Below are 24,273 nucleotides of genomic sequence, written 5' to 3'. Positions count from 1 at the left end.
TTGATTCGTCTTTCATTTATCTTACAACTTTGTAAGATTTCTAAAAAAGCTGATGAAATAGAATTTTTCATCAGCTTTTATAAAGTATAAAAAATAATCCGTACAGTCGTACCTTTTTTTACTTCAGAATAGATTTCTACTTTGTGACCTAAATGTTTTGCAATTTCATGTACAAGATATAGTCCCATCCCTGTAGATTCTTTAAAATCTCTACCATTCTCTCCTGTGAAGAAAGGTTGAAATACTCGTGGTATATCTTGCTTCGGTATGCCTACTCCAAAATCACTCACTTCTAAGATGATCCGCTTGTCTACATTATATGCTTTCAGTATAATTTTTTCTCTACTACCCGTTGAATATTTAATTGCATTAGAGAGAATCTGACCAACTAAGAATTGAAGCCACTTCGCATCACTCTCTACAATGATGTCTTTTTCAATTTTTACTTCGGGATATACAAAATTACGGATAAAAAAACGCTTATGTTCATGTATTGCTTCGTTTACTAACTTATACAATTGGACTCTTTCTACATAAAAATCTTGTGTGAAAGTTTCCAGACGTGCCACATATAAAGCCATTTCTAATCCTTTTTTTAATTTATCCGCTTCTTCATTGATACTTTCAAATCGAGGATCAACTTCATCTTGTGTAAGTAATTCAATAACAGATAAAGGTGTTTTCATTTGATGAATCCATTGATTCATAAAAGTTAAATGCTCCTCATTTTTACGTTCCTGCACTTGTAACTGATTCTGATAATGACGGTATTGTACTTCTAATAACTCATGTAATGCAGTAGACAAGACTGCAAAATCTGATTTTTGCACGGATTCATCTAAAGATCGCAGCGGATTTGCTAACCTTTCATAAAAAGACTTATGGGTAAAATAGCGATATAGTAAATATGCAATCAAAAAACATAATCCTAAAAACATTGCATAAAGTGCAGTTGTCATATGACGATAGCCATCAAACCAATAAACAAGAAAAATAGCAATGAATTGAAAAATTGTAAAGCATAGCAGCGGAATATGCTCACGTATAAATAGTTTTATCATTTTTCTCCACCGATTTCCCATGTTATATGTAATCGATAACCGACACTACGAATGGTTTCAATTGCACCTTGAATACCTAATGCTTGCAACTTTTTCCTAACACGTGTTGTATTCACACTTAGTGTATTATCATCAACATATGATTCACTATCCCAAAGTTTGTTCAATAGCACTTCTCTACTTACAACGCGCGGATAATTTTTCATTAACATTTCTAACAAAATCGCTTCATTTCTTGTTACATCAATTTCTTGATTACGTAATTGTAATACTAAACGCTCTGGAAACAAAGTAAGCCCTTGTTGTTCAATCATTCGTTCTTCTATTTTGGGTGCATAGTCTCCATATGCACGCCTTAGTTGACTACGAATTTTCGCCATTACAACTTCATAATGAAACGGCTTTGGAATATAATCATCCCCACCATTTTCTAATGCCATCACTTGATCCATTGTTCCTTCACGAGCTGAAATAAATAAAATAGGACACGTAGAAATAGCGCGAATTTGCCTGCACCAATAATATCCATCGAAACTTGGTAAATTAATATCTAGTAGCACTAAGTCTGGTTTCTCTTGTAAAAACATATCTAATACACGTTGAAAGTCAACAATAACAATTGCTTGATACCCGTATTTCTCGATATAAGAAGATAATAATTCCGCGATTTTAGGATCATCTTCCACAATCATAATTTTAACCATGTTTTCATTCCTTTCTTATACTCTCTACATAAGCATATACTACCATATTTTTTCTTACTTATTTTTAAAAACTCATTGCATGACTATTTAAACACTGCATTTCTTCGCCTATATGACAGGTGTCATTTGTTTTAACTGACACCTGTGCATACAAAATATTCCTTTTTAAGGATACAATAATGACAAAATCATAAGAAAAGAGGAAAATAATGAGAAATAACAACAAAAGAATTCGTTTGCTTGATATATTAAGGGGCTTTGCTGTGTTAGGAACACTTGGTACAAACATTTGGATTTTTGCATATTTAGGTGATATTTCTTATATCTTTACGTTCGATCATGCAATTTGGTGGATGTCAGTTAATGATTTTATTCGGCTGTTCGTTTTATTTTTAGTGAACGGAAAACTTCTCGGTTTATTAACAATTATGTTTGGTGTAGGACTTGAACTTAAATATCAACAATCTTTACGCAAAGGAAATACATGGCCTGGCGTTTACCTATGGACTTCTTTTATACTTTTATTAGAAGGTTTCATTCATTTCACCTTGGTTATGGAATATGATATTTTAATGAGCTATGGAATAACCGCAATTATTGTTGCTTTCATTATTAAACGTGGTGACAAATGGATTAATCGAGCTATGAAAATGATAGGTATCTTTCACGGAGCTGCTATGCTTGTCATTCTTGCTATATTTATGTATTTAAAATTCATAGGAGGTAACATTTCACTAGGTAACGCTAATGAAATTGTAACTCTTTATAGTGATGGAACTTGGTTTGAACAAATCCATTATCGACTAACAAACTTTATCGCGAATCGACTGGAAGTAATTTTTGTTATTCCAATGAATATTTTCCTTTTCCTATTAGGGATACGTCTTATGCGTGCTGGCGCCTTCTCCCCTGATGAAAACGGGAAAAGAATTCGTACAAAAATGCTAGAAATCGGCATTATGATTGGTGTCCCTCTCAATCTGTTAATCTTTATTCCGGGCGGTATCTTTGATTTACCAGCTCGTTATTTATTTGCACCTTTCCTTTCTATTTTGTATATTGCATTGATTGCTAAAATGATAGAAAGTTTTGAACACTCTTGGTTATGGCGGCGCCTTGAAAATGTAGGGAAAATGTCTCTTAGCTGCTATGTTCTTCAAAATATTCTTTCTTCCATTCTCTTTTACGGTTGGGGCTTCGACCTTGGCGGAAAAGTGAACTCATTATCGATTGTCTTTATTTGGATTTGCATCTGCTTCTTTGAAATTTACTTCGCAACATTTTGGCTAGCTAGATTTAAATTTGGTCCAATGGAGGCCGCACGCAGATACACAGCTGGTTTAATTAAGTAAAAATGATTCTTAGTGGGATTTCATCATTTCCACTAAGAATCGCTCCTTTTAAAATTCAGTGTACTTTACCCTGAAATAGGACTTATTACAAGTCCTTATTCCCTCTTTATAGGAGGATAGTAAATGTTTAAAAAAATTTATCCACACGATCAAATCGAAAAGTACTTATACTTAGATATTATTTTTATTGTCGTTTTAATTTACAATGTAATTCAAGCAGAAACAATTATTAACTTATTCTTAAAAATTGTTCTTTTACTGCTCGTTTTGTTATTTTTTTACTTCGAATTGTGGTATAGAGATTGGCGCCTTCTCCTCTCCAGTTTATGTAGCTGCATATTATTTGCACTACTTGCAATATTCATCGAATCATGGCTACTTTTTTATGGTTTTGTCATCGGGAATTTATTAGGAAGAGCCCAATCTAAATTGTATATCGGTATCGGTACAGTAGGCATCGCAATGATGTTTTTTCTTGTTAGTTGGTATACCTTTGGTCACCCTTTTTACATATTAAAAACTTCTTTGCTTCTTGCCTTTATTCTTCAACTTGTACAACCATTTGTCATCCATATCCGGGAAAAAGCAAAATCTTTACAAAAGGAGCTAAGCGCCGCAAACTCTCAAATTGAAAGATATATTCAAGAAGAAGAAAGACACCGCATTGCAAGAGACCTTCATGATACACTCGGGCAAACATTAACAATGATTAAACTGAAAAGTGAACTGACAATACGATTGATAGAAAAGGATCCACCACAAGCAAAACAAGAATTAAATGATATTTTAGACACATCACGTTTCGCATTAAAACAAGTACGTGAACTAGTTACTGATATGAAATATATATCGATTGAAAGTGAATTAAATCATCTACGTGAGCTATTACATACAGCCGGTATCCAATTTACGACTAATGCAAACAGAAACGCACCTTTGCTAACAAATGTTGCGGAAACAATGGTTGCTCTCTCTATAAGAGAGGCCATTACAAATATTCTAAGGCATAGCCAAGCAAACCATTGTACAATCGTTCAAGAAATGGATACAAAATGGTTTCAAATAAAAATAAACGATGATGGAATTGGCTTTCAACATGAGCCACTTGGAGTCGGAGTTCAATCAATTCGGGAACGAATGAAGATGATACATGGCACAGTAGATATACATACATTAAGAAACAACGGCACAACGATTATTTTAAAGATACCTATTTCAACAAACTTAGTAGAAACAAATTAACCTTGTAAAACGATACAAGAAAGGCGGCAGTAAAATGATTCGTATTGTAATTGCTGAGGATCAAAAAATGCTTCGCGGAGCCCTCGTTTCTCTATTAAAACTAGAAGATGACATTGAAGTGATTGCAGAAGTTTCAAATGGGATAGATGCTTGGAACATTATTACAAAACAACAACCCGATGTGTGTCTTCTCGATATCGAAATCCCCGACATCACTGGACTTGAAATCGCAGAAAAATTAAGAACAATGGGACATTCCTGTAAAATAATGATAGTTACAACTTTTGCTCGTCCAGGATACTTGCAAAAAGCGATGGACGCAAAAGTAGACGCATATTTACTAAAGGACGAACCAATTGAATTTCTTATTGAAGCGATTCATAAAGTAATGATTGGTGAACGTGTAGTAAGTGCAGACCTAACTGCTACGCTGTTTTTAAAAGAAGATAATCCACTAACTGCCCGTGAAGTAGAGATACTCCGTATGGTTAAAAACGGGATGACAACGGGAGAAATTGGTAAAACATTGTATTTAACAAACGGAACTGTTAGAAATTATTTATCATCTTCCATTCAAAAGCTTGAAGCTGAATCAAGATTTCAAGCCATTCGTATCGCTGATGAAAAAGGATGGATATGATGTAAGATGCGGTATAGTAAAAGGGATGCTTCTTCTACACCTTTCCTCCCTGTTAAAATAAAAGTTTGTTATAAGTTAATTTAAATATTATTTCTTTTTTATTCAAATTTCTTATATCAAAAAATTCAGTATTTTGGAAGTCTATTTTTTCCTTAATGCAAATTCTATAATCAAATGTAAACTATAAGAAAGGAATGAGTTAACTAATGAAACAGCAAAAACAATATTGGAACGAGGTTGCACATGAAAAACAATTTACAACTCCCTTTCGATTTGATTTGTTTCAAACACATGTAAAACAAGAAGCGACTATCTTAGACTATGGATGTGGATATGGAAGAACATTGCGTGAGTTAAGAAAAACACAGTTTACCAATCTTTATGGCGTTGACTTCTCAGAAGAAATGATTAAAAGAGCAAAATTAGACGATATGGGGATTCATTTTAGTGTCATTGAAAATAAAAACCTAGCATTTCCTGATAATTATTTTGACTCTGTACTTTTATTCGCAGTACTAACTTGTATTCATAGTGACGAAGAACAAAGAGCCATTTTACATGAAATTAAGAGAGTCTTAAAACCTAATGGAATAATTTATATTAATGACTTTCTATTAAATCAGGACAATCGTAATTTAAAGCGATACGATCAATTTTATCAAAAATATGATATATACGGTGTATTTGAATTACCTGACGGAGCCATTTTACGCCATCATAATGAAGAACAAGTAAAGTGCTGGATGAAGGATTTTAAACAGCTGGCATATGAGAAAGTGGAATATACAACAATGAATGGGAATCGATCCAACGGGGTAGTTTGTATAGGGAAATTAATAAAATAAAACCTTAGAACTTGGAGTATGCTATGGTGATTTATAATCAGACTAATAATAAAAACTTTACACTTGCATATCCCCTCCTTGTTAAGACAACATTTTTTACTAAAGTTAACACAGCGAAAGAAACAATGCTTTTCTTATTCAACACAGACAGAAAATAATCAAACACTTTTATAAGCCAACTATTCTTAAAACACATTTGTAAAAGCACCACACTCATTTTCCTACATAACCTTTACTATACCACCTCTACAAGGGAGGAACTAATATGGCTCTTATTCCTTATAATGAAAGCGATGTCGATTTATTAGCACGCTTAATCCGTGCTGAGGCTGAAGGTGAAGGTAGACAAGGCGAACAGCTTGTCGGCTGCGTTGTAGTAAACCGCGTTTTTTGTGACTGCTTAGACTTTAAACAATTACGTACCGTAAGTGATGCGGTATATCAAACTCCAGGTGGATTTGAAGCTGTACAATACGGATATTTTTATCAACGTGCTCGTGACTCAGAAAAAGAAATTGCAAGACGTGTGTTACAAGGTGAATGGCGCTGGCCAGCAAGATGGTCCCTTTGGTATTTCCGGCCGACTGGTGCTTGTCCACCGGAATGGTATAATCAACCATTTGCAGGGCAATTTAAAAGCCATTGTTTTTATGAACCAATCGGGGATGAATGCCCGAAAATGTATACGCGATAATAACTTTATAAAATTCACCACATTCTATTAGTTACAACCTTAAGAATTCAAGGACGCGCATATACAAGTCCTTGAATTCTTAGTTATACTATTAATCACCTCAAACACAGCTTGATAATATAATTTGTGTTTGAGTTAGTATTCTACTCTACTTAGTTACAAAAATCCAATAAGGACACTATTTTCTCGGCACCTATTACAGATATAAGTAACGGTATCCGTGGACCACTTGGCTGATTGATAACAAGTCTATAAATGATTCTAAAAAGTAATTTTTGATTCTCTTTCATTATCTTTTTACTTTCATTATGACAAATTTCATATATCTGTTCCATTATCTTTGGACTATCCGCATTTGTAGGAACTATTTCACAAACTTCTAAAATCCACCTTTTCTGTACCTCTTCCAATGTTTCGTAAAACTCCCAATTCTTTTCTTTATTTACTTCAATCATTTTTTGCGGTTGTAAATTTCGAATCCAGTATTCCACACGATTACTTATTTTCATAATGTCAATCAAGCTATAATCTGCATCCACTTTCGCTAATATCTCTTGTAAAATATGAGTATCAAAGTTCACTAATGGCAAGACGCCTGCTACTTGATTAAATTTTGGTAAGCTGGCATTTTCATCACTAACGCCGGAAAGCCTAATTACATCACGCAACTCTTCATTATTTAACTTATTATTTTGATAACCTTCTTTATATCTTTCATACTCAGTATAATTCCGAATCACATCCTCATCCATACCAATATGAAATGCTGCATTTGGTTTATATTTTGAAAACATAAATAGAATGACTTCTGGCAAATACACATTTAATAATTCACTTGGAGTAATGATATTCCCAGCAGAACTTGACATTTTTTGATTATTACCTTTTATTCCAATGAAATCATAGGCAACATAATTCGGTGCCTCATAATTGAAAATTTCACTAGCTATCTCCTTTGAAACATTATAACTACCTGTTTCGGCCGAATGATCTCTCCCACCCGGTTCAAAAATCACATCTTCTATCATCCATCTCATCGGCCAATCAATTTTCCAATTTAATTTCATGTGACTCGTTTGCATTACTGATAATACATTATGACTCCCACATTCACACTCATATCGGATTGTTTCCGATGTTTCATCAAAATTTGTTGTTTTTGTTGAATCTTTCCCGCATTGCTCACAATATAGCGTAATGGGATAAAAAATCTCCCGCTCATCTTCAGATGATTCACTCGTTTTGAATTTCATTAATACGTCGTAGATTTCTTTTCTTCTTTTTAATGCTTGAAGTATATGTTGATTATATCTCCCAGTTCTATATTCTTCATGTTGATAAATAAACTCCACATCAATACCAAAAGTTTCTAATGATTTTTCAAATTCTTTTTCAAAATGCTCTGCATACGATTTATGGCAACCATATGGATCTGGAATATCACAATATGGCATACCAATATATTTCTCAAATGATGAATCAACGTTTTTCGGAACCTTTCCAAATCGGTCGTAGTCATCCCATGAAAATATAAATCGTGTCTTTTTTCCTAAATCTTGAAGTGCTCTTACAACAAAATAGGTCGTTATTATTTCTCGAAAATTACCTATATGAACAGACCCCGAAGGACTAATTCCGGATGCACATACAAACGTCTCTTTATTTGGATGTTTTTGAATAAGTTCATGCGCGATTTGATATGCCCAGTGCATATAATTCACCTCTTATTAATTTTTTATTTACTCTTCCACTTCCTTTTCAAAACAAAAAAACTCCCACCCCCAAGATTATCCATCTTGAGGACGAGAGTTGTTCACTTCGTGGTACCACCTCAGTTTATTAATATGTCACCATATTAATCTCTTCAGGTACGGCAATCATTTGCTTATACCCTATCTCTATAACGGGAGAACCCGTCGCATTATCCCTAAACAAGTTAGTTCTATGCACAGCTCCAAGTCTTTTTTCATTAAGATTTTTACCCCTCCTTCTCAGCTACCGGAGTTCTCTGTATGCAATCATTCTTAACTACTCTTCTCTTCATTGCCATTTTTGTTATAAGTTATTTTCCATATAATAATTTATAATGTTATCGTTGTCAAATTTCTCCAAATTAAAGGGTTTGCTACCATTTTCATCGAATATATATAGGTTATCTTTATAGAAAGGAGAAAATACATTGTTAGGAAAATTAGAATTAGTTATCGATGCTAAAGCAAACTTAGGAGAAGGCCCTTGTTGGGATGAAGAAAAGCAAATATTATACTGGGTTGATATTTTAGGGAAAAAGGTATGCATTTATAACCCTATTACAAATATAAATCGTAAAATTTCATTAGACCAACAAATTGGATGTGTCGTTCAAGATGCATCTGGCGGAGTTATATTAGCAATGGAGCGTGGTTTCCATTCTCTTAATCTTGAAACAGAGGAATTAAAACTTATTCATAACCCGGAGTCTCACCTGCCAGAAAATCGCTTTAACGATGGAAAGTGCGATCCCGCTGGTCGCTTTTGGGCTGGCACTACCGATTTATATGGAGTCAGCGCAGCTGGTTCTTTATATTTCTTGGATACTGATTTTAGTGTAAAAAAGCAATTAGAACATGTAAATACATCCAATGGTTTAGCCTGGTCACCCGACCAGCGGTATCTTTATTTCATTGACACACCTACTAAAAAAGTCACTCGTTTTGATTATGATATACACACTGGAACAATTAGTAACCCAATAGATATCATTATTATTCCTAATAGTGAAGGATTACCTGATGGAATGACAATTGATGAGGAAGGCAGTTTGTGGATTGCACATTGGGGCGGTGCTAAAATCACAAGATGGAATCCAATGACTGGCGAAAAAATTCTAACAGTTCCTGTTCCGGCACTCAATGTAACTTCCTGTACATTTGGAGGACCTGACTTAACAGAATTATATATTACTACTGCCAGGACAAGAATGAACCAAGATCAATTAGAAGTTTATCCATATGCTGGTGGCGTATTCCGAATAAAAACACAGGTTAAAGGGTGTCCAACTTATCAGTTTAATCATAAGAAATCGCAGGTAAAGAAATGAATCGAATAGAGTATATTAGACAAGGAAAAAAAGTATCATGACCTTTGTTATGAAGAATCGCTTTCAAAATTCTCCCTCCTTATTTTTTTATTTTAATAAACATCCATTTACCTTCAAAATATTCCGTACTTTCGGCTTGAATTTCGCATGATTAATGGGCAAAAAAAGCCTACCACTTAATCATATTTACAGTGGTAGGCTTTAGATATACTTTTATATGTTTTAAAAGAAGGGACAATCTATTTGATCAATAAATTCCCAAGATTTATTTTCTACACATTCGGCAGGTCCTTTCTTTTCCATTGACACTTTTCTAAGAGGATTTACTTCAAATTTAAACATAGAAGTAGGTTCAATATACATGGAAAAAACATGGCTGCTAGGTAAAGTTTTAGATACATCAATATCGCCTACTTGTTTAAACAATTGCTGGGCACCGTATAAAAAAAATTTTGTTACATCAGATTGCTTATTAATCCATGCGATCATTTCAGAAGATACAGATTTATTTAAATGGATTTTTACCCGATCACCACGCTTATACCGCTTGCGCCCCATACTCACACCAACTAACTAATTGTTAAATTCGTAAATCCCAATTCTTTTTGTTTATGTTCTCTATACCGTGGTGAACATGTGTAAACTAATAATCCACGTGCATTTGTAAATAGAGGGTTATCTACAAATATTACATTTTTTAAACGACCTTTTTGTTTTAAAATAAGTTTCAAACTGTTTTTAATGATGACAGCGCCCCCACCATAGATAAATACATACGGATCATCTTTCATATCATCAATTTTATTAATAATATCCGTTGCAACTCGTGCAGCTAATCCTAGAAATGCCTGTTGTGACTCTTCTACTAGCATTGCATGCCTTGGGTGTTTCTCATTTAAATAAATTTGATTAAACTCTGTAATACTATCTATTGTTTTTGTCGGATTCTTCCGATTCCATCTTGTAATAATCTGCAATAAAGTTTCTTTAACTCCATAGGACAATCCTTTACTTAATTGCGGTCTAAAATTCACTCCAAATGAAACAACTTCCTCAGTTGTACCCGCACCAATATCAAAAGATAATAATGTTTTATCCACAAAATCAATCTCTGTAATAGCATCTTTTTCACTTGCAACTTTATGTTTTAAAATATTACCTTCCTCATCGTACACAATCCCCCAGGTCCCAGACGCCCCTTCTGGTAAACATTTACAGTACTCAATGGATATATTTATCGTTACATCTCTTCCATTTGGATAATGAAAAATAATTTTATGATTTCCCATATAACGTTTAGCGTTTTCTGCTGCGATTTCTTGCGTAATAGTTTGCATTGGAAGAGCAACTGATAAATCGTAACGAATATTAATATGATCTAATTTCGGACTATGACGCATGGCACTAATTGCTAAACCTGATAAAATCGTTAGAACCATTAATTCATCTGTAGATTTATCAGACTTCTTCTCTACTTCTGTCCCTTTTAACTGATCATTGATAACCTTTTGCCCAACAATGTAACGTACATTATTCAACATGAGTGAAGATGAATTAATCGTCACATCTATATGATTTTCCACTTCAGATATCGGTACATCCTCTTCGTCTAATAAGCCTGTCGGTTCCCCAATATACAGTGAATATATACTTGGAATATAAATCGGATTTTGGCCTTTCACCATTAACTTTAAACCGTTATTTCCAGCGTCTGCACCCGCTTTTAAAAGTATGGACATATTTACCCCCCAATTTAATCTGACATCCCTTCCAAATATATGCAAATAATAACTTTAACATTCAAACCAAATAGAAATCTTTTTCCTTTCTGTTTTTTAATGTTTATTTCTAAACTGAGAAATAAATAATTAATTTTCATAAATTTATCTATTTATGTAAAATGTATTTGACATTACTCCCTGTCATTTTTATACTATTAAGTGTAAAGAGTTTTTTACACTTATAAAGAGGTGAATACGATGAATCAGAATAAGTTTATTTTCGTAGTTATTATACTATCATTACTTGGAATACTCATACATGGCGCATACAAATATACGACCGAAGGAGCCATTCTCGGAGGGACTATTTTTGGAGCTTCTTTAATAATTAGTTATTTAATAAATCATATGACATGGGGAGATCCAAACGGCGTGTCATAAGAAAGTCAAGATGAAATGGGACAACAAATTACATATAAAAGTTTCAAAATTGGATATTTTGTATTAGTCGTTATTATGTTTATTTTATTGATTTGGTCAGAAGGATTTTCTACCTTATATTCGCTTGATAATATTCAAAATCTCCCTTTATTTATAGCGCTTTGTTCTTCATTCATTGTTATTCTACTTATAGAATTCGTTGTTTCGAAGCGATATCAATAAAGGTATACATAATAGGAGAAGTCATTCCCTTACATAGGAATGCCTTCTCTTTCTTCTTCATATTTTTTACAAACTTGTTCTAATGTTGGTCCAGTTCATCAATAAGCCGGTAATGTTTATAATCAATTTCATAACAGTTATTACGCAAAATAGCTATCATTGATATTACCACACTACGCAGCGCCTCTTTTCCTTTTGGAGACCATCTACATTCGGTCGCACGTATACTTGGTGAATTATCAAGATGGTAAATATAAAACAAGCTGCCTTCCAATTGGGCCCATTCTTCTTTGACCTCTATCTTCAAATCCTACTTTTAAATACAGCTTTTGAGCAGGAATATTTTTTTCATTTACAGCTAGTACAATTTCATTTTTATCTGAAAAATAGGATGCTACAAAGTCATGTAATAATGCTAATCCTTTTTTGGCATACCCTTTTCCTTGTTTCTCGTAATTGATAGAAAAGGCAACTAAAAGTAAATCATTGGGATTATCTGTGTATTCTGCTACCCTCGTTCCTGATTGTAATGCGAAAATTCCTACTGGTGTATGATTCGCTAAAATAACAACAACATTTCGAGTTGTGTCTTTTTTAGCTTTTTCAAGCAAGTCACTTGGTTTTGCTGTAAATTGAATTTGTTCACTAGGTAAAATAAATGCGTCTATAATTTCTTTATATTTTTCATCATATGGAATAAGCTGAATATCTTCTGTTTGCAAATTCATTTTTATTTCCCCTTTTCTTCTAATTACTAACTTAAACCTTGCTGTGACTTAGAACGTACTTTTCCATCTGAAAAGGTAATCTCAGCAAAGGATTGTGGTGGATTTCCTTTCCAGGCAAAAGTTTGTTTATAGTTTGATGAATTTTCATTACCTTGATTTATAAGTAAATCCCCTTCAAATCCTATTAATTCTTTTACTTCGTTATATGTCATTCCTTCATTTATTTGTGAGAAAATATTCATATCAATTGTTTCTCTCTTCTTTTTTTCTGTGACAGTTGAAGAAGTTGTTGTTTGTTTCTTTATTTCTTTCTTTTTATCACACGCTGTCATACCAAAAATCACACACAGACTAAGACCACAAACTATGAGTGCGCATTTATTTTTCATCATTACAACTATCTCTGGTTTAAAAACGATACCCAAGCATATCTAAATGTAATATATCGCAGAGAAACCAGGATAAACCTCCTTCTTTGTTATGTTTTTTATTCATCATTTTCAGATGGTTTTATATAGTTTTATACACGGTGGATCTGTCGTAACTTCCTAATTATTATTAAACCATATATTCCCTTTTTGATAAACTGAATATTAATAATTAACAAAAACATCTCGCGCCATATAGCACGAGATGTTTTTGTTATCTTTTAAGATGATTATTTGATTGATCTTCTTGTTCTTTTCTTAATTCATTCTCTTCATCTTTTGGTAACTGTTTGTCGTTTTCTTTAATCGGATTCGTTTCTTTATTTTCAATCATATCATTTGGTACTTGTGGCATAACACGTCCAACAATTGCAGCAAGTTCATCAAGAATTCCTTCGCCAGCTTTTCCGTGCTTAATTTGATTCCCCATTCGCTTTAATCGTTCATACGTATCAACATCCGCTACAACAACTGCATTTGCACCATTTGGATCATGTTTTAAGCTTTCAGCGACAGAATACTTGATTGATTCTACACGAGTTCGATCCAGTTTTGCCTTTACATCAATGCCAACAACAGCATATTTTCCAATAACGACTGCGGTCGCATCTTTTACACCTGGTATACTAGAAGCTAAAGAAGCTAAATGATCTGCCACTTTTTCATTCGGTTTTGTTTTATCTTTTGTATAGCTAACATTTCGCATAGATACATTTTTTTGTTCTGGTTTTTCATGAGCATTCTCTTTTTTTCCTACACTACACCCTGTGATAGCAAAACAAATCATAAGCATATATATAAGGATTTTCATCATTTTCACCACTTTATCATTGATGTTTAATCATAAATCTTTTCGACAGCCTGCATCTTTTTCACTTTTTCTTCAGTTCCGTCATTTGCATTAATAAAAATTTGGTACGTATCTTTTCCTAATGTCCCGACAAATTCATAGCACAATACTTCTTTATGCACATCATTTACAACAACCGCCTTGCGTTCTTCCATTACTTTTACATCTGGATTGATTTTCTTTCTTGCATCAGCAGCCGTTAATTTTGCAGTTGGAATGGTGCGTTTTTGATGTGATGCTAAATATTCTTTTGCTGAAAAACCAACAATTGATCCATCATCTAAAGCAATTTTCATTTGAATTGCTTCTGGATAAATACGCACATTATTCTCATTCACAACGTACGTAAACACACCAATATTATCGTATTGTGAACTATCAAAGAGCTCCATATTGGTAAACTTATGGTCCTTTAAGAAAGTTAATCCTTTACTTCCTGCGTCATTTAAGCTAATTTTTTGTTCCTTAATTTCACGGTTATTCATTACCCATATTGGATATCCACCTTTTTCGGTAATATCCATATAAAATTCATTCTTTGTTTCAGGATCTTGAATTTTCACACTATAAAATGATTCTTTAGCACCTTTTCCGCTTTTCTCAACTTCTACTTTTTCATTGCCTTTTAAATTTAAAAATGATTTTGCTATTTTTGCCGCTTCATCTTTTGAAATCGCTTTACCTTTTGCTTCAAAGCCGCCTTTTTTCGCCTTTTGCATGCTTGTGAAAGTTGGACCGAAATTATTTGAAGAATAGGATGTTACATTTTTCTCAACCGTCTTAAGCCCGTCAATAATCGTGTTATCCGCTGGATCTTTATTTGACGCAAGCGCAAGTTCTACATCCATCCAACGTAAATTATTTTTCAAAACGAGATGCTGTACTTTTCGAAGCTCATCTTGAATGTTGCCAGCATTTGAATATAGAGTTTGAAGCGCTTTATATTCTTGATCGTTTAAAGGTTCTTTCTCTAAATCACGAATGGCAGTGCGATAACTAAAATCACCAATATTTGCTAAAAATTCCTCGGTTTTATTAAACGGCATTAATGTTAAAGGTAGTTGTCCTACATCAGAACGAGCTTCCGATGTTAAACGCCACACATCCGCTAATGCCGGTGATAAAGATGTACGTGAATTCATTGCCAGTGTTGTTCCGATTTTATCGTGTAATAAATCAACCTCATACGCTAAATCATGAAACGCACGCTGATAGCTGTTTTCTGCTCGAATTAACACCGCATTTTTTTCTTGGTGTTCTTTATAACCCCAATACCCTGTTCCAACTACGCCGATTGTTAACAATACAATTACGATACCTCTTAACATTTCTTCACCTCCGCTCTATTTACAGAAAATATGTTTGCCGATTTTTTTAATTTGTGGTCGACTCCAAATCCATTTACTCGTTGCAGTGTCTGGATTGAAATAATACAGTGCATTTCCAGTAGGATCCCAACCATTAATAGCATCTAATACAGCTTTTTTCGCCGTTTCATTTGGCGTTAAATAAATTTGTCCATCAGCAACTGCTGTAAATGCACGTGGTTCAAAAATCACTCCAGATACTGTATTCGGGAATGATGCACTTGTCACACGATTCAAAATGACTGCCGCAACTGCAACTTGCCCTAAATATGGTTCACCACGGGATTCACCATAAACTGCGTTCGCCATTAATTGAATATCATTTTGTGAATAACCATTTGGCACATTTGTACCTTTATTTTGGGCTGGCTTATTACTTTGTCCACCCGTGTTCCCTTTATTAGCAGTTGATTTCTCATACTTTGTTGCTTTTACAAGCATCTGCTTCGTCTTATCCCCCGCTAAGCCATCTACAGGTAAACCGAACTTTTGTTGAAAATTCCTTAGTGCCCAATATGTACCCCAACCAAATACACCATCTACTTTTCCCGTATAAAATCCGTTATATTTCAATCGAGACTGTAGTTCAATGACATCTTCTCCAGAGGCACCTCTTTGAATCACCTGATTAGAAAAGGCTTGGACATTTCTTGTCTGCCCGCTACTTACAATTACAGATATACCGATTAATACAAACAAAATCAGTATTTTAAAAATAACTGTATGACGCATATATTTCCCTCCTTATTTGCAGTGATGATTTCATGGTTATGTTTTGTAAATAAAACGCTTTTATGTAAAGAAGACAAAAAAATCCAAACTTATATGATTTAGACTGCATGTACACAATAAGAAAAACGGCTAAAAGGAGTTTATTATGAAGCGTATTTTTGCATGTTTTGTATTAGGAATTGTATTTGTTACAGCATATTGCAATACATATACTCATCCATCAGTTGTTCACGCACAACCACCATATGCAAAATGGGGTAAACTTGCGGTAGAAAAAACGAAAGAAAACTATCCAAAAGCGCAAATTATTGATTACCTTCATATTGGAAGAAAACCGAAGGCAGTGAATATAACAACAGAAAAATTCAAATTATGGCTGCGTGAAGATGGAAAGGAATATGGTGTTTTTGTTGATGTAGAGTTTGATACAAGAACGGAGAAGTTTTTGAAGATTACATTTCAAAAGAGCAGTAGATAATGTTCAACTAACCAAGCTTTTACAGGCTTTTATTTCCCCACTTATCTTCTGTTGTTTCTTTGATTCTTGACATTAGAATCTTATTGTCAGCGAATAGCGGGATTAAAAAAGAGGAAATCATCTCGATTCCCTCTTTTTTATTACTATTTAACTTTCACTTTACAATCTGTAAAATTTTCACATAAGCATCTCTTTTCTCAAGAGCTTTTTTCGCTCCTTCAGCTGTTAATACATAATCTACTATAAGATTCTGTATCAATTTCTCATCAGCATCTGGCAAAATAATGTTCATGTCTTCAATTCTACACTTACTCTGTTCAATTGTTCTATTAAAGCTTTGGATATTCCTCGCAATTTGCGCTAATTCTTCCATATGTGAAGGGTTGTTTAAATCTAAAAAAACGTTACTTTTAAACACCGCTGTAAAATAATGATTCGAATTTTTCTTAGTTGCTTCCTCAACAATTTTTTTATCAAAAACGACATTACCCGTTTCCATTTGATCAAATGAAAATATATTGTTATTTAACAACTTAGCATTATGTTTTTTATATTTCTCTAGTAAGTTATTTGCTTCTTTTTTTAGTTTATAATTATCATTAGTTACTTTAGGAGAAATTTGGCCATCAACCTTAAGTTGAAATTCCAGATTTGGTTTTTCTACTTGTTTTACATAAGCAGTTCTCGTTTCTGGACCAAATAAATTCTTTCCGTCCCCATGTGTTTCAACTTGATTTAGTTTAACAGAAATACCATACTGAGACTTTACATAAGCCTGTGCTTTTTTCTCAATTTCTTTATCTGATATGTCACAAGATGTTAATAGTAGCAATAGAACGAGTAGACTACACATAATTTTTATTTTTGTCATATTTCATCTCCTTTTCATTGTAATTTTATAATACAAAAATATTACAAACTAATAAACAAAAATAAAATTCTACTCATAATGAGTAGAATTTTATCCTTCTAACGATGTAAATCTCAACCAGCAAATGAACCATTTCTTTTTAGTTACATCATTACAACTTTCATATTTTTATTTATTCTTTCACTCAAAACTTAGAGTGCGTTCTTTTAGCACTAATATTACCAAGTATCTTAACAAGTACACATATCAATCCAATTGCTAGTGCAATACCCACACTATATAAAATGACACCACTATAACCATTAATCCTAGGATCTAAAAATGGATATGGATACCAATCAATAAAAGATCCACGTATTAAACTATAAATAACGTATAATAACGGAAATAATAGCCAGTTTACTGCATGTTTCCATTTCAATTCTTTCGTTGGAGGATTTAAAACCCAATCTAAAATCATCGCAATTGGCATGATATAATGGAGGACCGTGTTAACCCATGGTATTGGTGTTTGAAGCGATTCCTCTAATCCTCTCAGTAATAAAAAATAGATTAATCCCGTTGTAAATATGTATACTGTTGCTGCTCCTCGAAGAACCCCGAATTGTTCCGAACGTCCGAATGTTGCTGTCGCAAAACAACTTAAAGCAAGAATGATCGCGACCAAAATATTACTTTCAATGGTAAAGAAGCTAAAAAAGTTAATTGGATTAAATGGTTTAATCTGTGCTCTTGTAACAAATTGAGTGATAATTGCACTAAACGCTAAAACACTTAAAAAGAACCTATATCCAACTATTATCTTCTCGTTGTTCATGGATTTCCCCCTTTCTTCATCGTATATAAGTAACCTCCTACAATACGAAAACAGTCCTTTTTATTACCATTTAACTTTACATCCACATAAAAAACAAGAGTTTATGAAAACTCTTGTACATGCTCTATAAATAATTTTAATGGTACTAACCCACGCTTAGGCATTTGACTACTTATAATGGCTACAAGTTCTAATTTCGGAATGATGATAATGTATTGCCCTCCATATCCCATAGCAAAATATATACAATACGGTATGTGAAATCTGCTATTGTCTAATACCCACCAGTGATAACCATATGCTCCAACATGTTCATATGTTAAAAAAACAGCCTTACTCGATTGTTCAATCCAACTTGAGGATACAATCTTTTCTCCACTCCAGAATCCATTTTGTAGACATAATAATCCTATTTTTAGCAAATCCTCTGCTTTCATTTTCATGCCGAATCCACCAACATAAATACCTTGAGGATCTTGTTGCCACTCATATTCGGTAATTTGTAAAGGATTAAATAAATATTCCTTTGCAAACTGCTCCGTTGTCTTTCCAGTAGCAACTTGTAGTATATAACTTAACAGATGTGAAGAGCCTGAATTATAATTCATTTTTGCCCCTATCTCTTCCATTAACGGCTTCTGCAAAATATAATTTATCCAATTATCTGATTCCACGAAATCATTTGGAAATACAACTCCATTTCCAAACTCCTTCCACTCTTCACCAGTTGTCATTGTTAACAAGTGATAAATGGTTAATTCCTTCTTTTCTTTCGGTACATTGGGAATCCATTTTGCTATAGGCGTATGTATATCATTTATGTAGCCTTTATCTATTGCTATACCGATTAAAATTGATACGATACTTTTCGTGATAGAATTAATTTTATATAAATTGTGTGCGCATTCTTTTGTTTTATAATATTTTGTTGTTAACTCACCTTGTTGATATACGAGAAATGCATTCACTTTCTTTTTCATAAATTGATTTTCCAACTTGTAAAAATCCAATATGTATTCCTCCAAATGTATACTGTTCTTGTCTGTTTTTACTATTCTACTCAAATCAAATAAATATTTCTATTTCTATGTACTTTCTAAAAAAATATCCAATTTCACGTGTGGCAAACATATACTATAGATATAAGACATGGTCACTCATACTAAGTAGTTTCGTTTTCGTGGAAAAACACTTAATAACATACGAATTAGCATATCAATTAACATACGAATTGGTATGCTTTTTCATTGATGTAACAATATTTCCAAGGAAAATAAGTACAAAATAGCATACCAAATAACAGCGTGACAATAGTCATTGTCATTGTTTGAATTATGGTGTTAATTTTATTGTTAAATGCTATGTTATTTCTAAACTCTTTTGAAAAAAAGAGAAAGGTCATTGTAAATTTATGTTAAAATGTATATAAAGATTGTGAGAATTTGTACTTAAACTGATGAGTCAGATTAGTTGAATAGGGATTGGTTAAGTTATTCTGTCTTTATGTTAAACTTTAGAAGTTATTCAGCAATGGTAAAAAGGGAGAGAAAGTAATGTTACAATCACTGATTTTTGATATGGATGGAACTCTATTTCAAACAGAAAAAATTCTAGAATTATCACTTAATGATACTTTTAACCATTTACGGTCACTAAATTTATGGGATACAGTAACCCCCATTGATAAATACCGTGAAATTATGGGTGTACCTTTACCAAAAGTTTGGGAAGCTTTGTTACCTAATCATTCCAATGAAGTAAGAGAACAAACGGATGCTTATTTTCTGGAAAGATTAGTTGAAAACATAAGAAGTGGGAAAGGTGCTTTATATCCTAATGTAAAGGAAGTTTTCCGTTATTTAAAAGAAAATAATTGTTCAATTTACATAGCGAGTAATGGTTTAACGGAATATTTACAAGCAATTGTGAGTTATTATAATTTGGATAATTGGGTTACTGAAACATTTAGTATTCAACAAATACGAACACTCGATAAAGGAGATTTAGTTAAAACAATTATAAAAAAATATGACATAAAAAAGGCAGCGGTAGTTGGAGACCGTCTATCTGATATAAATGCAGCTAAAGATAATGGTTTAATTGCAATTGGATGTAATTTTGATTTTGCACAAGAAGATGAACTTGCTCAGGCTGATTTGGTAATAAATGACTTAATGGAGTTAAAAACAATATTGCCTGAAATGAAAATAGTTTACTAAACCAACGGGTCCTTTAACTGAATAAGCGAAATAATAAATCAACGCTCAGAATGATATATGGGGCGTTTTTGTTTGTTATTAGGTATGCGATTTATAATGTGAATTACCGTGTTATTAGATATCTTTTTTACACATAATTACAAAGAAAAAAGTACACCACGCTTCAATAAGTGATGTACTAACAATTATATAATCTTTACTTTATAACTTCGTCCGCACATTCCAAAGTTCTGGGAAAAAGCGTTGATCAAGAACACGTTTTAAATAAGAAACACCAGATGATCCACCTGTTCCCATTTTATGTCCAATAATTCGCTCTACTGTTTTCATATGACGGAAGCGCCACTGCTGGAGCCAATCTTCAATATCGATTAATTTTTCTGCCAGTTGATATAAATCCCAATATTTCTTCACATCAGCATACACCTCTAACCATGCAGCTTCAACTGTCGCATCTTCTTCATAAGGTTGTGTAATATCACGATTTAAAACATTTGGATTGATTGGGAATCCTTCTTTTACAAGTGCCTGAATTGCAACATCGTAAAGACTTGGTGAATGAAGCGCTTTATGCAAACGAGCATGTAACTCTGGATCTTTTTCATAAATTTTTAATGCATGAGGTGTTTTATAACCAAGCGCATACTCAATCATACGATATTGATAAGACTGGAATCCTGATGCTTGGCCGAGTGAATCACGAAATTCAATATATTCAGATGGTGTGAGCGTTGCAAGAATATCCCAAGATTGAATAATTTGCGATTGAATTTTTGAAACGCGCGCAAGCATTTTAAAAGCTGGAGCCAGCCTATCATTTTGAATAGATTCAATCGCTGCACTAAGCTCATGTAAAATCAACTTCATCCAAAGTTCACTCGCTTGATGAATGACAATAAACAACATTTCATCATGATGATCAGATAACCTTTTTTGACTTCCTAGCAAACTATCTAATTGTAAGTACTCTCCGTATGTCATATTTTCTTTAAAATCCGTATGAATTCCCTTTTCCATAATTACTTTTTCATTTTCTTTCATAAAAATGAACACCCCTTCTATGCATCATCTGCTTGCTCTTATAGTGGTCTTATTACAGCTCGAACGGGACTCCCATCCGCATCTGTCAATGCAAGTGGCAGGGCAATCAGTTCATAATCTCCGTCTTGTACATGGTCTAATACAACATTTTCTAAAATATGAATACCATATTTAAATAATTGGTGATGCGCCGCTAATTCTTTATCATCTAGCGGATCTACAGAAGGTACATCCACTCCAATTAATCGAATGCCTTTTTCCGAAAGAAATGGTGCAATATCAGCACGTAAATACGGAATTACTTGCGGGAATTCCTGTGCATTCCCATGCGAAGAAGTCCGAAGTAATAACCTCTCTACCCCATCTAAAGGGAATTTTTCTAATTCTTTTGCGCCAATACTTTCGATACCTGATACATCTATAATTCGAGCTTTACCAACATAGACATTAACATCTAAATCTAGTACCCTTTTTCCGTTATTATCAAAATGAAATGGCGCATCAATATGCGTACCCGTATGAATACTCATCGTTAATTTTCCAACATTAACAGATCCACTTTGTTCTTTTGCCCATGATACTTCGTATGAAAATGGCGTATCTCCTGGCCATGTCGCAATATCATTATTTAATGGTTGTGAAATATCAATCCAATCAGATTCCTTCATCGCTTATGCCACAACCTCTCGCTTATTTTCAAACTTTTTATATTCTTCATCTTTCATGATTTTCTTCAAGATTTGCACAGATTTCCACACTTCTGCGTACGTGTTATATAAAGCAACTGGCGCAAGGCGAACCCCATTTGGTGCACGAAAATCAGGAATAACTCCATTTGCTTTTAAAGCTTTACATATACGTGCAGCTTCTGGATGCTCTAAATATATATGCCCTCCGCGTTTATCATCCTCTAATGGATTTCCAATTGTAAATCCCATCCCCTTCAGTTCATGGTTGATTAAATTTAGCATATAACGAGTAATGTGTAATGATTTTCCTCGCAATCTTTCAATGCCAGCTTCTTTGAAAATCTCAAGTGAACCAATAAGTGGCGCTGTACTTAACACATGAGGTGTGCCAATTTGATATGCCCCGGCATGCTCAGCTGCTGTTAATGTATGTTCCATATCAAATTGCTTATCTTTTCTTGAACTAAACCAACCAGAAAGCCCTGGAAGACGATTGAAATGTTTTTTGTTTACATATAATCCAGCAACCCCACCAGGTCCTGCATTTAAATATTTATAATTACACCATACTGCGAAATCAACACCCCACCCTTTAAAGTCATGCGGAATTGAACCGATGGAATGGCATAAATCAAAACCAATATAGATACCACGCTTGTGCGCTTCAGCTGTTAATCGCTTCATATCAAGAATTTGTCCACTTCGATATAGCACTGCAGGCAATAAAATTAACGCAATATCATCAGTCATCGCATCAATAATATCTTCCTCTTGCAGCGTTCTACTATCCCTGCTCTTCACTCGTACAAGATGTTCATCTGGATCTAGTCCTTTTAAACGGATTTGACTTTGCAAAGCATAAATATCTGATGGGAACGTTAATTCATCCGCAAGAATCTTTGTACGAATTCCTTTCGGTTCATAAAATGTCGCAATCACTTGATGAATATTCGTCGTCGTGGAACCGGTTACAATTACCTCTTCAGGTAAAGCACCAACAAGAGGAGCAGTTAATTCACCTAATTGTTCAGAGAGAAAAAACCAAGGATATTCTCCTTCTGTCCACCCGTCAATACCATACTCTTTCCATGAATCTAGCATAGTAAGTAAAGATTTTTCTGCTCTTTTTGAAAGTAATCCTAATGAATTACCATCTAAATATATTGTATCTGCTTTCTTATAAAATTCTTTTTGAAAATCAGCAAGTTCATCGTATTTATCACATTCCATTGCATAGTCGTAAGATGGTTCAAATGGCTCTCGATACATTCTTTCACCTTCTCTTAATTTTCTTTTTATTCTAACTAATCGAAATATAACATCAAGACTGACATAACGTCAATGATATTATGTCAGTTGACTTTTTGTATTCGATTCAACTAGAATAAAATTATATTTTCAGATATTTCAGTATAAAGGAGTGTCCAGTTTGGGAAAAGATCTTCTTTCAACAAGACAACAGCGATCTATAGAAACGAGAAATAAATTATTAAAATCTGCCCGCAATGTTTTTTTAGAAAACGGATTTCACAAAACAACAATCTCTCAAATTATTAAACATGCTGAAACTGGTTATGGTACGGCATATGTTTATTTTAAAAATAAAGATGAGCTCCTCATAGTCCTTATGGAAGATGTTATGAATCGTTTTTACAAAATCGCTGAACGTTCCTTTTTTCCTAAAACAAAAAAAGAAGCTCACAGTATGATTGAAAATCAAGTGCGAGCTTTTTTACAATTAGCTGAAGAAGAAAGAAATATATTACAAGTCGTTGAAGAGGCTATCGGTGTGTCAAAAGAAGTTCGACAAAAGTGGAATGACATTCGAGAACGTTTTATTAGCCGAATTATACAAGATATTACCTATTCTCAAAATAATAGATTAGCTAGAAAAGAATTAAATAAAGCAATTGTGGCACGCAGTTGGTTTTATATGAATGAAGCGTTTCAGTGGGAGATTGTCCGAAATGAGATCGATGTAAATCTAGAGGAGGTTGTTTGTACATTAACAGAGCTGTATACAGCGGGCTTATATAAAAATGAATAGCACAC

General features: G+C 33.5%; 25 protein-coding genes, 1 pseudogene and 1 other annotated feature. Of the genes and pseudogenes, 10 read left to right on the top strand and 16 right to left on the bottom strand.

Annotation, left to right across the window (positions count from 1 at the left end):
* Positions 1-77: 77 nt before the first annotated feature.
* Together JDS96_RS14095 and JDS96_RS14090 are read right to left on the bottom strand one after the other, a co-directional pair.
* The gene (locus JDS96_RS14095; RefSeq protein WP_199667182.1) at positions 78-1,061 is read right to left on the bottom strand and encodes a sensor histidine kinase; all 984 of its coding nucleotides are present in this window, start codon (positions 1,059-1,061) and stop codon (positions 78-80) included.
* The gene (locus JDS96_RS14090; RefSeq protein ID WP_003204521.1) at positions 1,058-1,765 is read right to left on the bottom strand and encodes a response regulator transcription factor; all 708 of its coding nucleotides are present in this window, start codon (positions 1,763-1,765) and stop codon (positions 1,058-1,060) included. Before JDS96_RS14090 ends, JDS96_RS14095 begins: the two co-directional genes overlap by 4 nt.
* Positions 1,766-1,974: 209 nt before the next feature.
* Here JDS96_RS14090 and JDS96_RS14085 point away from each other — a divergent pair, with 209 nt between their 5' ends.
* From JDS96_RS14085 to JDS96_RS14065, 5 genes are all read left to right on the top strand, one after another.
* Positions 1,975-3,117: a DUF418 domain-containing protein gene (locus JDS96_RS14085; protein WP_199667181.1), complete on the top strand. Its 1,143-nt coding sequence runs from the start codon at positions 1,975-1,977 to the stop codon at positions 3,115-3,117.
* Between the two features lie 123 nt (positions 3,118-3,240).
* Positions 3,241-4,359, top strand: a complete 1,119-nt coding sequence (locus JDS96_RS14080; protein WP_199667180.1) for a sensor histidine kinase — start codon at positions 3,241-3,243, stop codon at positions 4,357-4,359.
* Positions 4,360-4,393: 34 nt separating this feature from the next.
* Positions 4,394-4,999, top strand: coding sequence for a response regulator transcription factor (locus JDS96_RS14075; RefSeq protein WP_199667179.1), 606 nt, complete (start codon positions 4,394-4,396; stop codon positions 4,997-4,999).
* A 206-nt stretch (positions 5,000-5,205) separates the two neighbouring features.
* Positions 5,206-5,844 (top strand): class I SAM-dependent methyltransferase, encoded by a 639-nt coding sequence (locus tag JDS96_RS14070; protein ID WP_199667178.1) that lies wholly within the window; start codon positions 5,206-5,208, stop codon positions 5,842-5,844.
* Between the two features lie 265 nt (positions 5,845-6,109).
* Positions 6,110-6,538: a cell wall hydrolase gene (locus JDS96_RS14065; RefSeq protein ID WP_003204532.1), complete on the top strand. Its 429-nt coding sequence runs from the start codon at positions 6,110-6,112 to the stop codon at positions 6,536-6,538.
* A 152-nt stretch (positions 6,539-6,690) separates the two neighbouring features.
* On the opposite strand, the gene lysS is transcribed toward JDS96_RS14065, so the two are convergent.
* A complete protein-coding gene (lysS, locus tag JDS96_RS14060; protein ID WP_199667177.1) occupies positions 6,691-8,250 on the bottom strand; it encodes a lysine--tRNA ligase in 1,560 nt (519 codons plus the stop codon).
* 83 nt (positions 8,251-8,333) lie between these two features.
* Positions 8,334-8,591: a binding site (T-box leader), on the bottom strand.
* 126 nt (positions 8,592-8,717) lie between these two features.
* Here lysS and JDS96_RS14055 point away from each other — a divergent pair.
* A complete protein-coding gene (locus JDS96_RS14055; protein WP_199667176.1) occupies positions 8,718-9,617 on the top strand; it encodes an SMP-30/gluconolactonase/LRE family protein in 900 nt (299 codons plus the stop codon).
* A 222-nt stretch (positions 9,618-9,839) separates the two neighbouring features.
* Here the strand turns inward: JDS96_RS14055 and JDS96_RS14050 are convergent, their stop codons facing one another.
* Together JDS96_RS14050 and JDS96_RS14045 are read right to left on the bottom strand one after the other, a co-directional pair.
* A complete protein-coding gene (locus JDS96_RS14050; protein WP_003207317.1) occupies positions 9,840-10,175 on the bottom strand; it encodes a hypothetical protein in 336 nt (111 codons plus the stop codon).
* Positions 10,176-10,186: 11 nt separating this feature from the next.
* Positions 10,187-11,356, bottom strand: a complete 1,170-nt coding sequence (locus tag JDS96_RS14045) for a ParM/StbA family protein (protein ID WP_199667175.1) — start codon at positions 11,354-11,356, stop codon at positions 10,187-10,189.
* Between the two features lie 240 nt (positions 11,357-11,596).
* On the opposite strand from JDS96_RS14045, the pseudogene JDS96_RS14040 reads away from it, so the two are divergent.
* Positions 11,597-12,001, top strand: a pseudogene (locus JDS96_RS14040) (hypothetical protein).
* Between the two features lie 239 nt (positions 12,002-12,240).
* On the opposite strand, the gene JDS96_RS14035 reads toward JDS96_RS14040, so the two are convergent.
* The 5 genes from JDS96_RS14035 to sleB form a co-directional block, all read right to left on the bottom strand.
* The gene (locus JDS96_RS14035; protein WP_199667174.1) at positions 12,241-12,729 is read right to left on the bottom strand and encodes a GNAT family N-acetyltransferase; all 489 of its coding nucleotides are present in this window, start codon (positions 12,727-12,729) and stop codon (positions 12,241-12,243) included.
* Positions 12,730-12,755: 26 nt separating this feature from the next.
* Positions 12,756-13,118 carry a hypothetical protein gene (locus JDS96_RS14030; protein WP_199667202.1) on the bottom strand — a complete coding sequence of 121 codons (363 nt, stop codon included), beginning with the start codon at positions 13,116-13,118 and terminating at the stop codon, positions 12,756-12,758.
* A gap of 253 nt (positions 13,119-13,371) precedes the next feature.
* Positions 13,372-13,968: a YhcN/YlaJ family sporulation lipoprotein gene (locus JDS96_RS14025; RefSeq protein ID WP_018780585.1), complete on the bottom strand. Its 597-nt coding sequence runs from the start codon at positions 13,966-13,968 to the stop codon at positions 13,372-13,374.
* Positions 13,969-13,994: 26 nt separating this feature from the next.
* Positions 13,995-15,335, bottom strand: a complete 1,341-nt coding sequence (ypeB, locus tag JDS96_RS14020) for a germination protein YpeB (RefSeq protein WP_003207312.1) — start codon at positions 15,333-15,335, stop codon at positions 13,995-13,997.
* A gap of 15 nt (positions 15,336-15,350) precedes the next feature.
* The gene (gene sleB, locus JDS96_RS14015) at positions 15,351-16,106 is read right to left on the bottom strand and encodes a spore cortex-lytic enzyme (RefSeq protein WP_199667173.1); all 756 of its coding nucleotides are present in this window, start codon (positions 16,104-16,106) and stop codon (positions 15,351-15,353) included.
* A gap of 145 nt (positions 16,107-16,251) precedes the next feature.
* Here sleB and JDS96_RS14010 point away from each other — a divergent pair, with 145 nt between their 5' ends.
* Positions 16,252-16,584 (top strand): YqzG/YhdC family protein, encoded by a 333-nt coding sequence (locus JDS96_RS14010; protein ID WP_199667172.1) that lies wholly within the window; start codon positions 16,252-16,254, stop codon positions 16,582-16,584.
* A gap of 154 nt (positions 16,585-16,738) precedes the next feature.
* Here the strand turns inward: JDS96_RS14010 and JDS96_RS14005 are convergent, their stop codons facing one another.
* From JDS96_RS14005 to JDS96_RS13995, 3 genes are all read right to left on the bottom strand, one after another.
* Positions 16,739-17,455, bottom strand: coding sequence for a hypothetical protein (locus tag JDS96_RS14005; protein ID WP_199667171.1), 717 nt, complete (start codon positions 17,453-17,455; stop codon positions 16,739-16,741).
* Positions 17,456-17,639: 184 nt separating this feature from the next.
* Positions 17,640-18,272 (bottom strand): Pr6Pr family membrane protein, encoded by a 633-nt coding sequence (locus tag JDS96_RS14000; RefSeq protein WP_199667170.1) that lies wholly within the window; start codon positions 18,270-18,272, stop codon positions 17,640-17,642.
* 101 nt (positions 18,273-18,373) lie between these two features.
* Positions 18,374-19,282, bottom strand: coding sequence for a serine hydrolase domain-containing protein (locus JDS96_RS13995; RefSeq protein ID WP_199667169.1), 909 nt, complete (start codon positions 19,280-19,282; stop codon positions 18,374-18,376).
* A 543-nt stretch (positions 19,283-19,825) separates the two neighbouring features.
* On the opposite strand from JDS96_RS13995, the gene JDS96_RS13990 reads away from it, so the two are divergent.
* Positions 19,826-20,491 (top strand): HAD family hydrolase, encoded by a 666-nt coding sequence (locus tag JDS96_RS13990; protein ID WP_018780588.1) that lies wholly within the window; start codon positions 19,826-19,828, stop codon positions 20,489-20,491.
* A 201-nt stretch (positions 20,492-20,692) separates the two neighbouring features.
* Here JDS96_RS13990 and kynA read toward each other — a convergent pair whose 3' ends face one another.
* The 3 genes from kynA to kynU are packed head-to-tail and all read right to left on the bottom strand — an operon-like array spanning position 20,693 to position 23,490.
* Entirely contained in the window at positions 20,693-21,532 is an 840-nt protein-coding gene (gene kynA / locus JDS96_RS13985) for a tryptophan 2,3-dioxygenase (protein ID WP_018766018.1), read from the bottom strand.
* 38 nt (positions 21,533-21,570) lie between these two features.
* Positions 21,571-22,200, bottom strand: coding sequence for an arylformamidase (gene kynB, locus JDS96_RS13980; protein ID WP_006095014.1), 630 nt, complete (start codon positions 22,198-22,200; stop codon positions 21,571-21,573).
* Positions 22,201-22,203: 3 nt separating this feature from the next.
* Entirely contained in the window at positions 22,204-23,490 is a 1,287-nt protein-coding gene (gene kynU, locus JDS96_RS13975; protein ID WP_199667168.1) for a kynureninase, read from the bottom strand.
* A gap of 160 nt (positions 23,491-23,650) precedes the next feature.
* Here kynU and JDS96_RS13970 point away from each other — a divergent pair, with 160 nt between their 5' ends.
* Positions 23,651-24,268, top strand: a complete 618-nt coding sequence (locus JDS96_RS13970) for a TetR/AcrR family transcriptional regulator (RefSeq protein WP_018780591.1) — start codon at positions 23,651-23,653, stop codon at positions 24,266-24,268.
* Positions 24,269-24,273 lie beyond the last annotated feature (5 nt).

Source organism: Bacillus cereus group sp. N21 (genome assembly GCF_016483395.1).
Taxonomy (GTDB): Bacteria; Bacillota; Bacilli; order Bacillales; family Bacillaceae_G; genus Bacillus_A; species Bacillus_A pseudomycoides.
Note: the sequence above shows the minus strand (reverse complement) of the source record. Positions and strands in the feature narration are given on the sequence as shown.

What these genes read in the sequence shown, in the direction of transcription:
- lysS (WP_199667177.1), bottom strand. Translation starts at nt 8,250, where the DNA reads ATGCACTGGGCATATCAAATCGCGCATGAACTTATTCAAAAACATCCA.
- JDS96_RS14080 (WP_199667180.1), top strand. Translation starts at nt 3,241, where the DNA reads ATGTTTAAAAAAATTTATCCACACGATCAAATCGAAAAGTACTTATAC.
- JDS96_RS14085 (WP_199667181.1), top strand. Translation starts at nt 1,975, where the DNA reads ATGAGAAATAACAACAAAAGAATTCGTTTGCTTGATATATTAAGGGGC.
- JDS96_RS14050 (WP_003207317.1), bottom strand. Translation starts at nt 10,175, where the DNA reads ATGGGGCGCAAGCGGTATAAGCGTGGTGATCGGGTAAAAATCCATTTA.
- JDS96_RS14070 (WP_199667178.1), top strand. Translation starts at nt 5,206, where the DNA reads ATGAAACAGCAAAAACAATATTGGAACGAGGTTGCACATGAAAAACAA.
- JDS96_RS14090 (WP_003204521.1), bottom strand. Translation starts at nt 1,765, where the DNA reads ATGGTTAAAATTATGATTGTGGAAGATGATCCTAAAATCGCGGAATTA.
- JDS96_RS14030 (WP_199667202.1), bottom strand. Translation starts at nt 13,118, where the DNA reads ATGAAAAATAAATGCGCACTCATAGTTTGTGGTCTTAGTCTGTGTGTG.
- JDS96_RS13990 (WP_018780588.1), top strand. Translation starts at nt 19,826, where the DNA reads ATGTTACAATCACTGATTTTTGATATGGATGGAACTCTATTTCAAACA.
- JDS96_RS14025 (WP_018780585.1), bottom strand. Translation starts at nt 13,968, where the DNA reads ATGAAAATCCTTATATATATGCTTATGATTTGTTTTGCTATCACAGGG.
- JDS96_RS14005 (WP_199667171.1), bottom strand. Translation starts at nt 17,455, where the DNA reads ATGACAAAAATAAAAATTATGTGTAGTCTACTCGTTCTATTGCTACTA.
- kynU (WP_199667168.1), bottom strand. Translation starts at nt 23,490, where the DNA reads ATGTATCGAGAGCCATTTGAACCATCTTACGACTATGCAATGGAATGT.
- sleB (WP_199667173.1), bottom strand. Translation starts at nt 16,106, where the DNA reads ATGCGTCATACAGTTATTTTTAAAATACTGATTTTGTTTGTATTAATC.
- JDS96_RS14000 (WP_199667170.1), bottom strand. Translation starts at nt 18,272, where the DNA reads ATGAACAACGAGAAGATAATAGTTGGATATAGGTTCTTTTTAAGTGTT.
- JDS96_RS14095 (WP_199667182.1), bottom strand. Translation starts at nt 1,061, where the DNA reads ATGATAAAACTATTTATACGTGAGCATATTCCGCTGCTATGCTTTACA.
- kynB (WP_006095014.1), bottom strand. Translation starts at nt 22,200, where the DNA reads ATGAAGGAATCTGATTGGATTGATATTTCACAACCATTAAATAATGAT.
- JDS96_RS14045 (WP_199667175.1), bottom strand. Translation starts at nt 11,356, where the DNA reads ATGTCCATACTTTTAAAAGCGGGTGCAGACGCTGGAAATAACGGTTTA.
- kynA (WP_018766018.1), bottom strand. Translation starts at nt 21,532, where the DNA reads ATGAAAGAAAATGAAAAAGTAATTATGGAAAAGGGAATTCATACGGAT.
- JDS96_RS14075 (WP_199667179.1), top strand. Translation starts at nt 4,394, where the DNA reads ATGATTCGTATTGTAATTGCTGAGGATCAAAAAATGCTTCGCGGAGCC.
- JDS96_RS14035 (WP_199667174.1), bottom strand. Translation starts at nt 12,729, where the DNA reads ATGAATTTGCAAACAGAAGATATTCAGCTTATTCCATATGATGAAAAA.
- ypeB (WP_003207312.1), bottom strand. Translation starts at nt 15,335, where the DNA reads ATGTTAAGAGGTATCGTAATTGTATTGTTAACAATCGGCGTAGTTGGA.
- JDS96_RS14010 (WP_199667172.1), top strand. Translation starts at nt 16,252, where the DNA reads ATGAAGCGTATTTTTGCATGTTTTGTATTAGGAATTGTATTTGTTACA.
- JDS96_RS14065 (WP_003204532.1), top strand. Translation starts at nt 6,110, where the DNA reads ATGGCTCTTATTCCTTATAATGAAAGCGATGTCGATTTATTAGCACGC.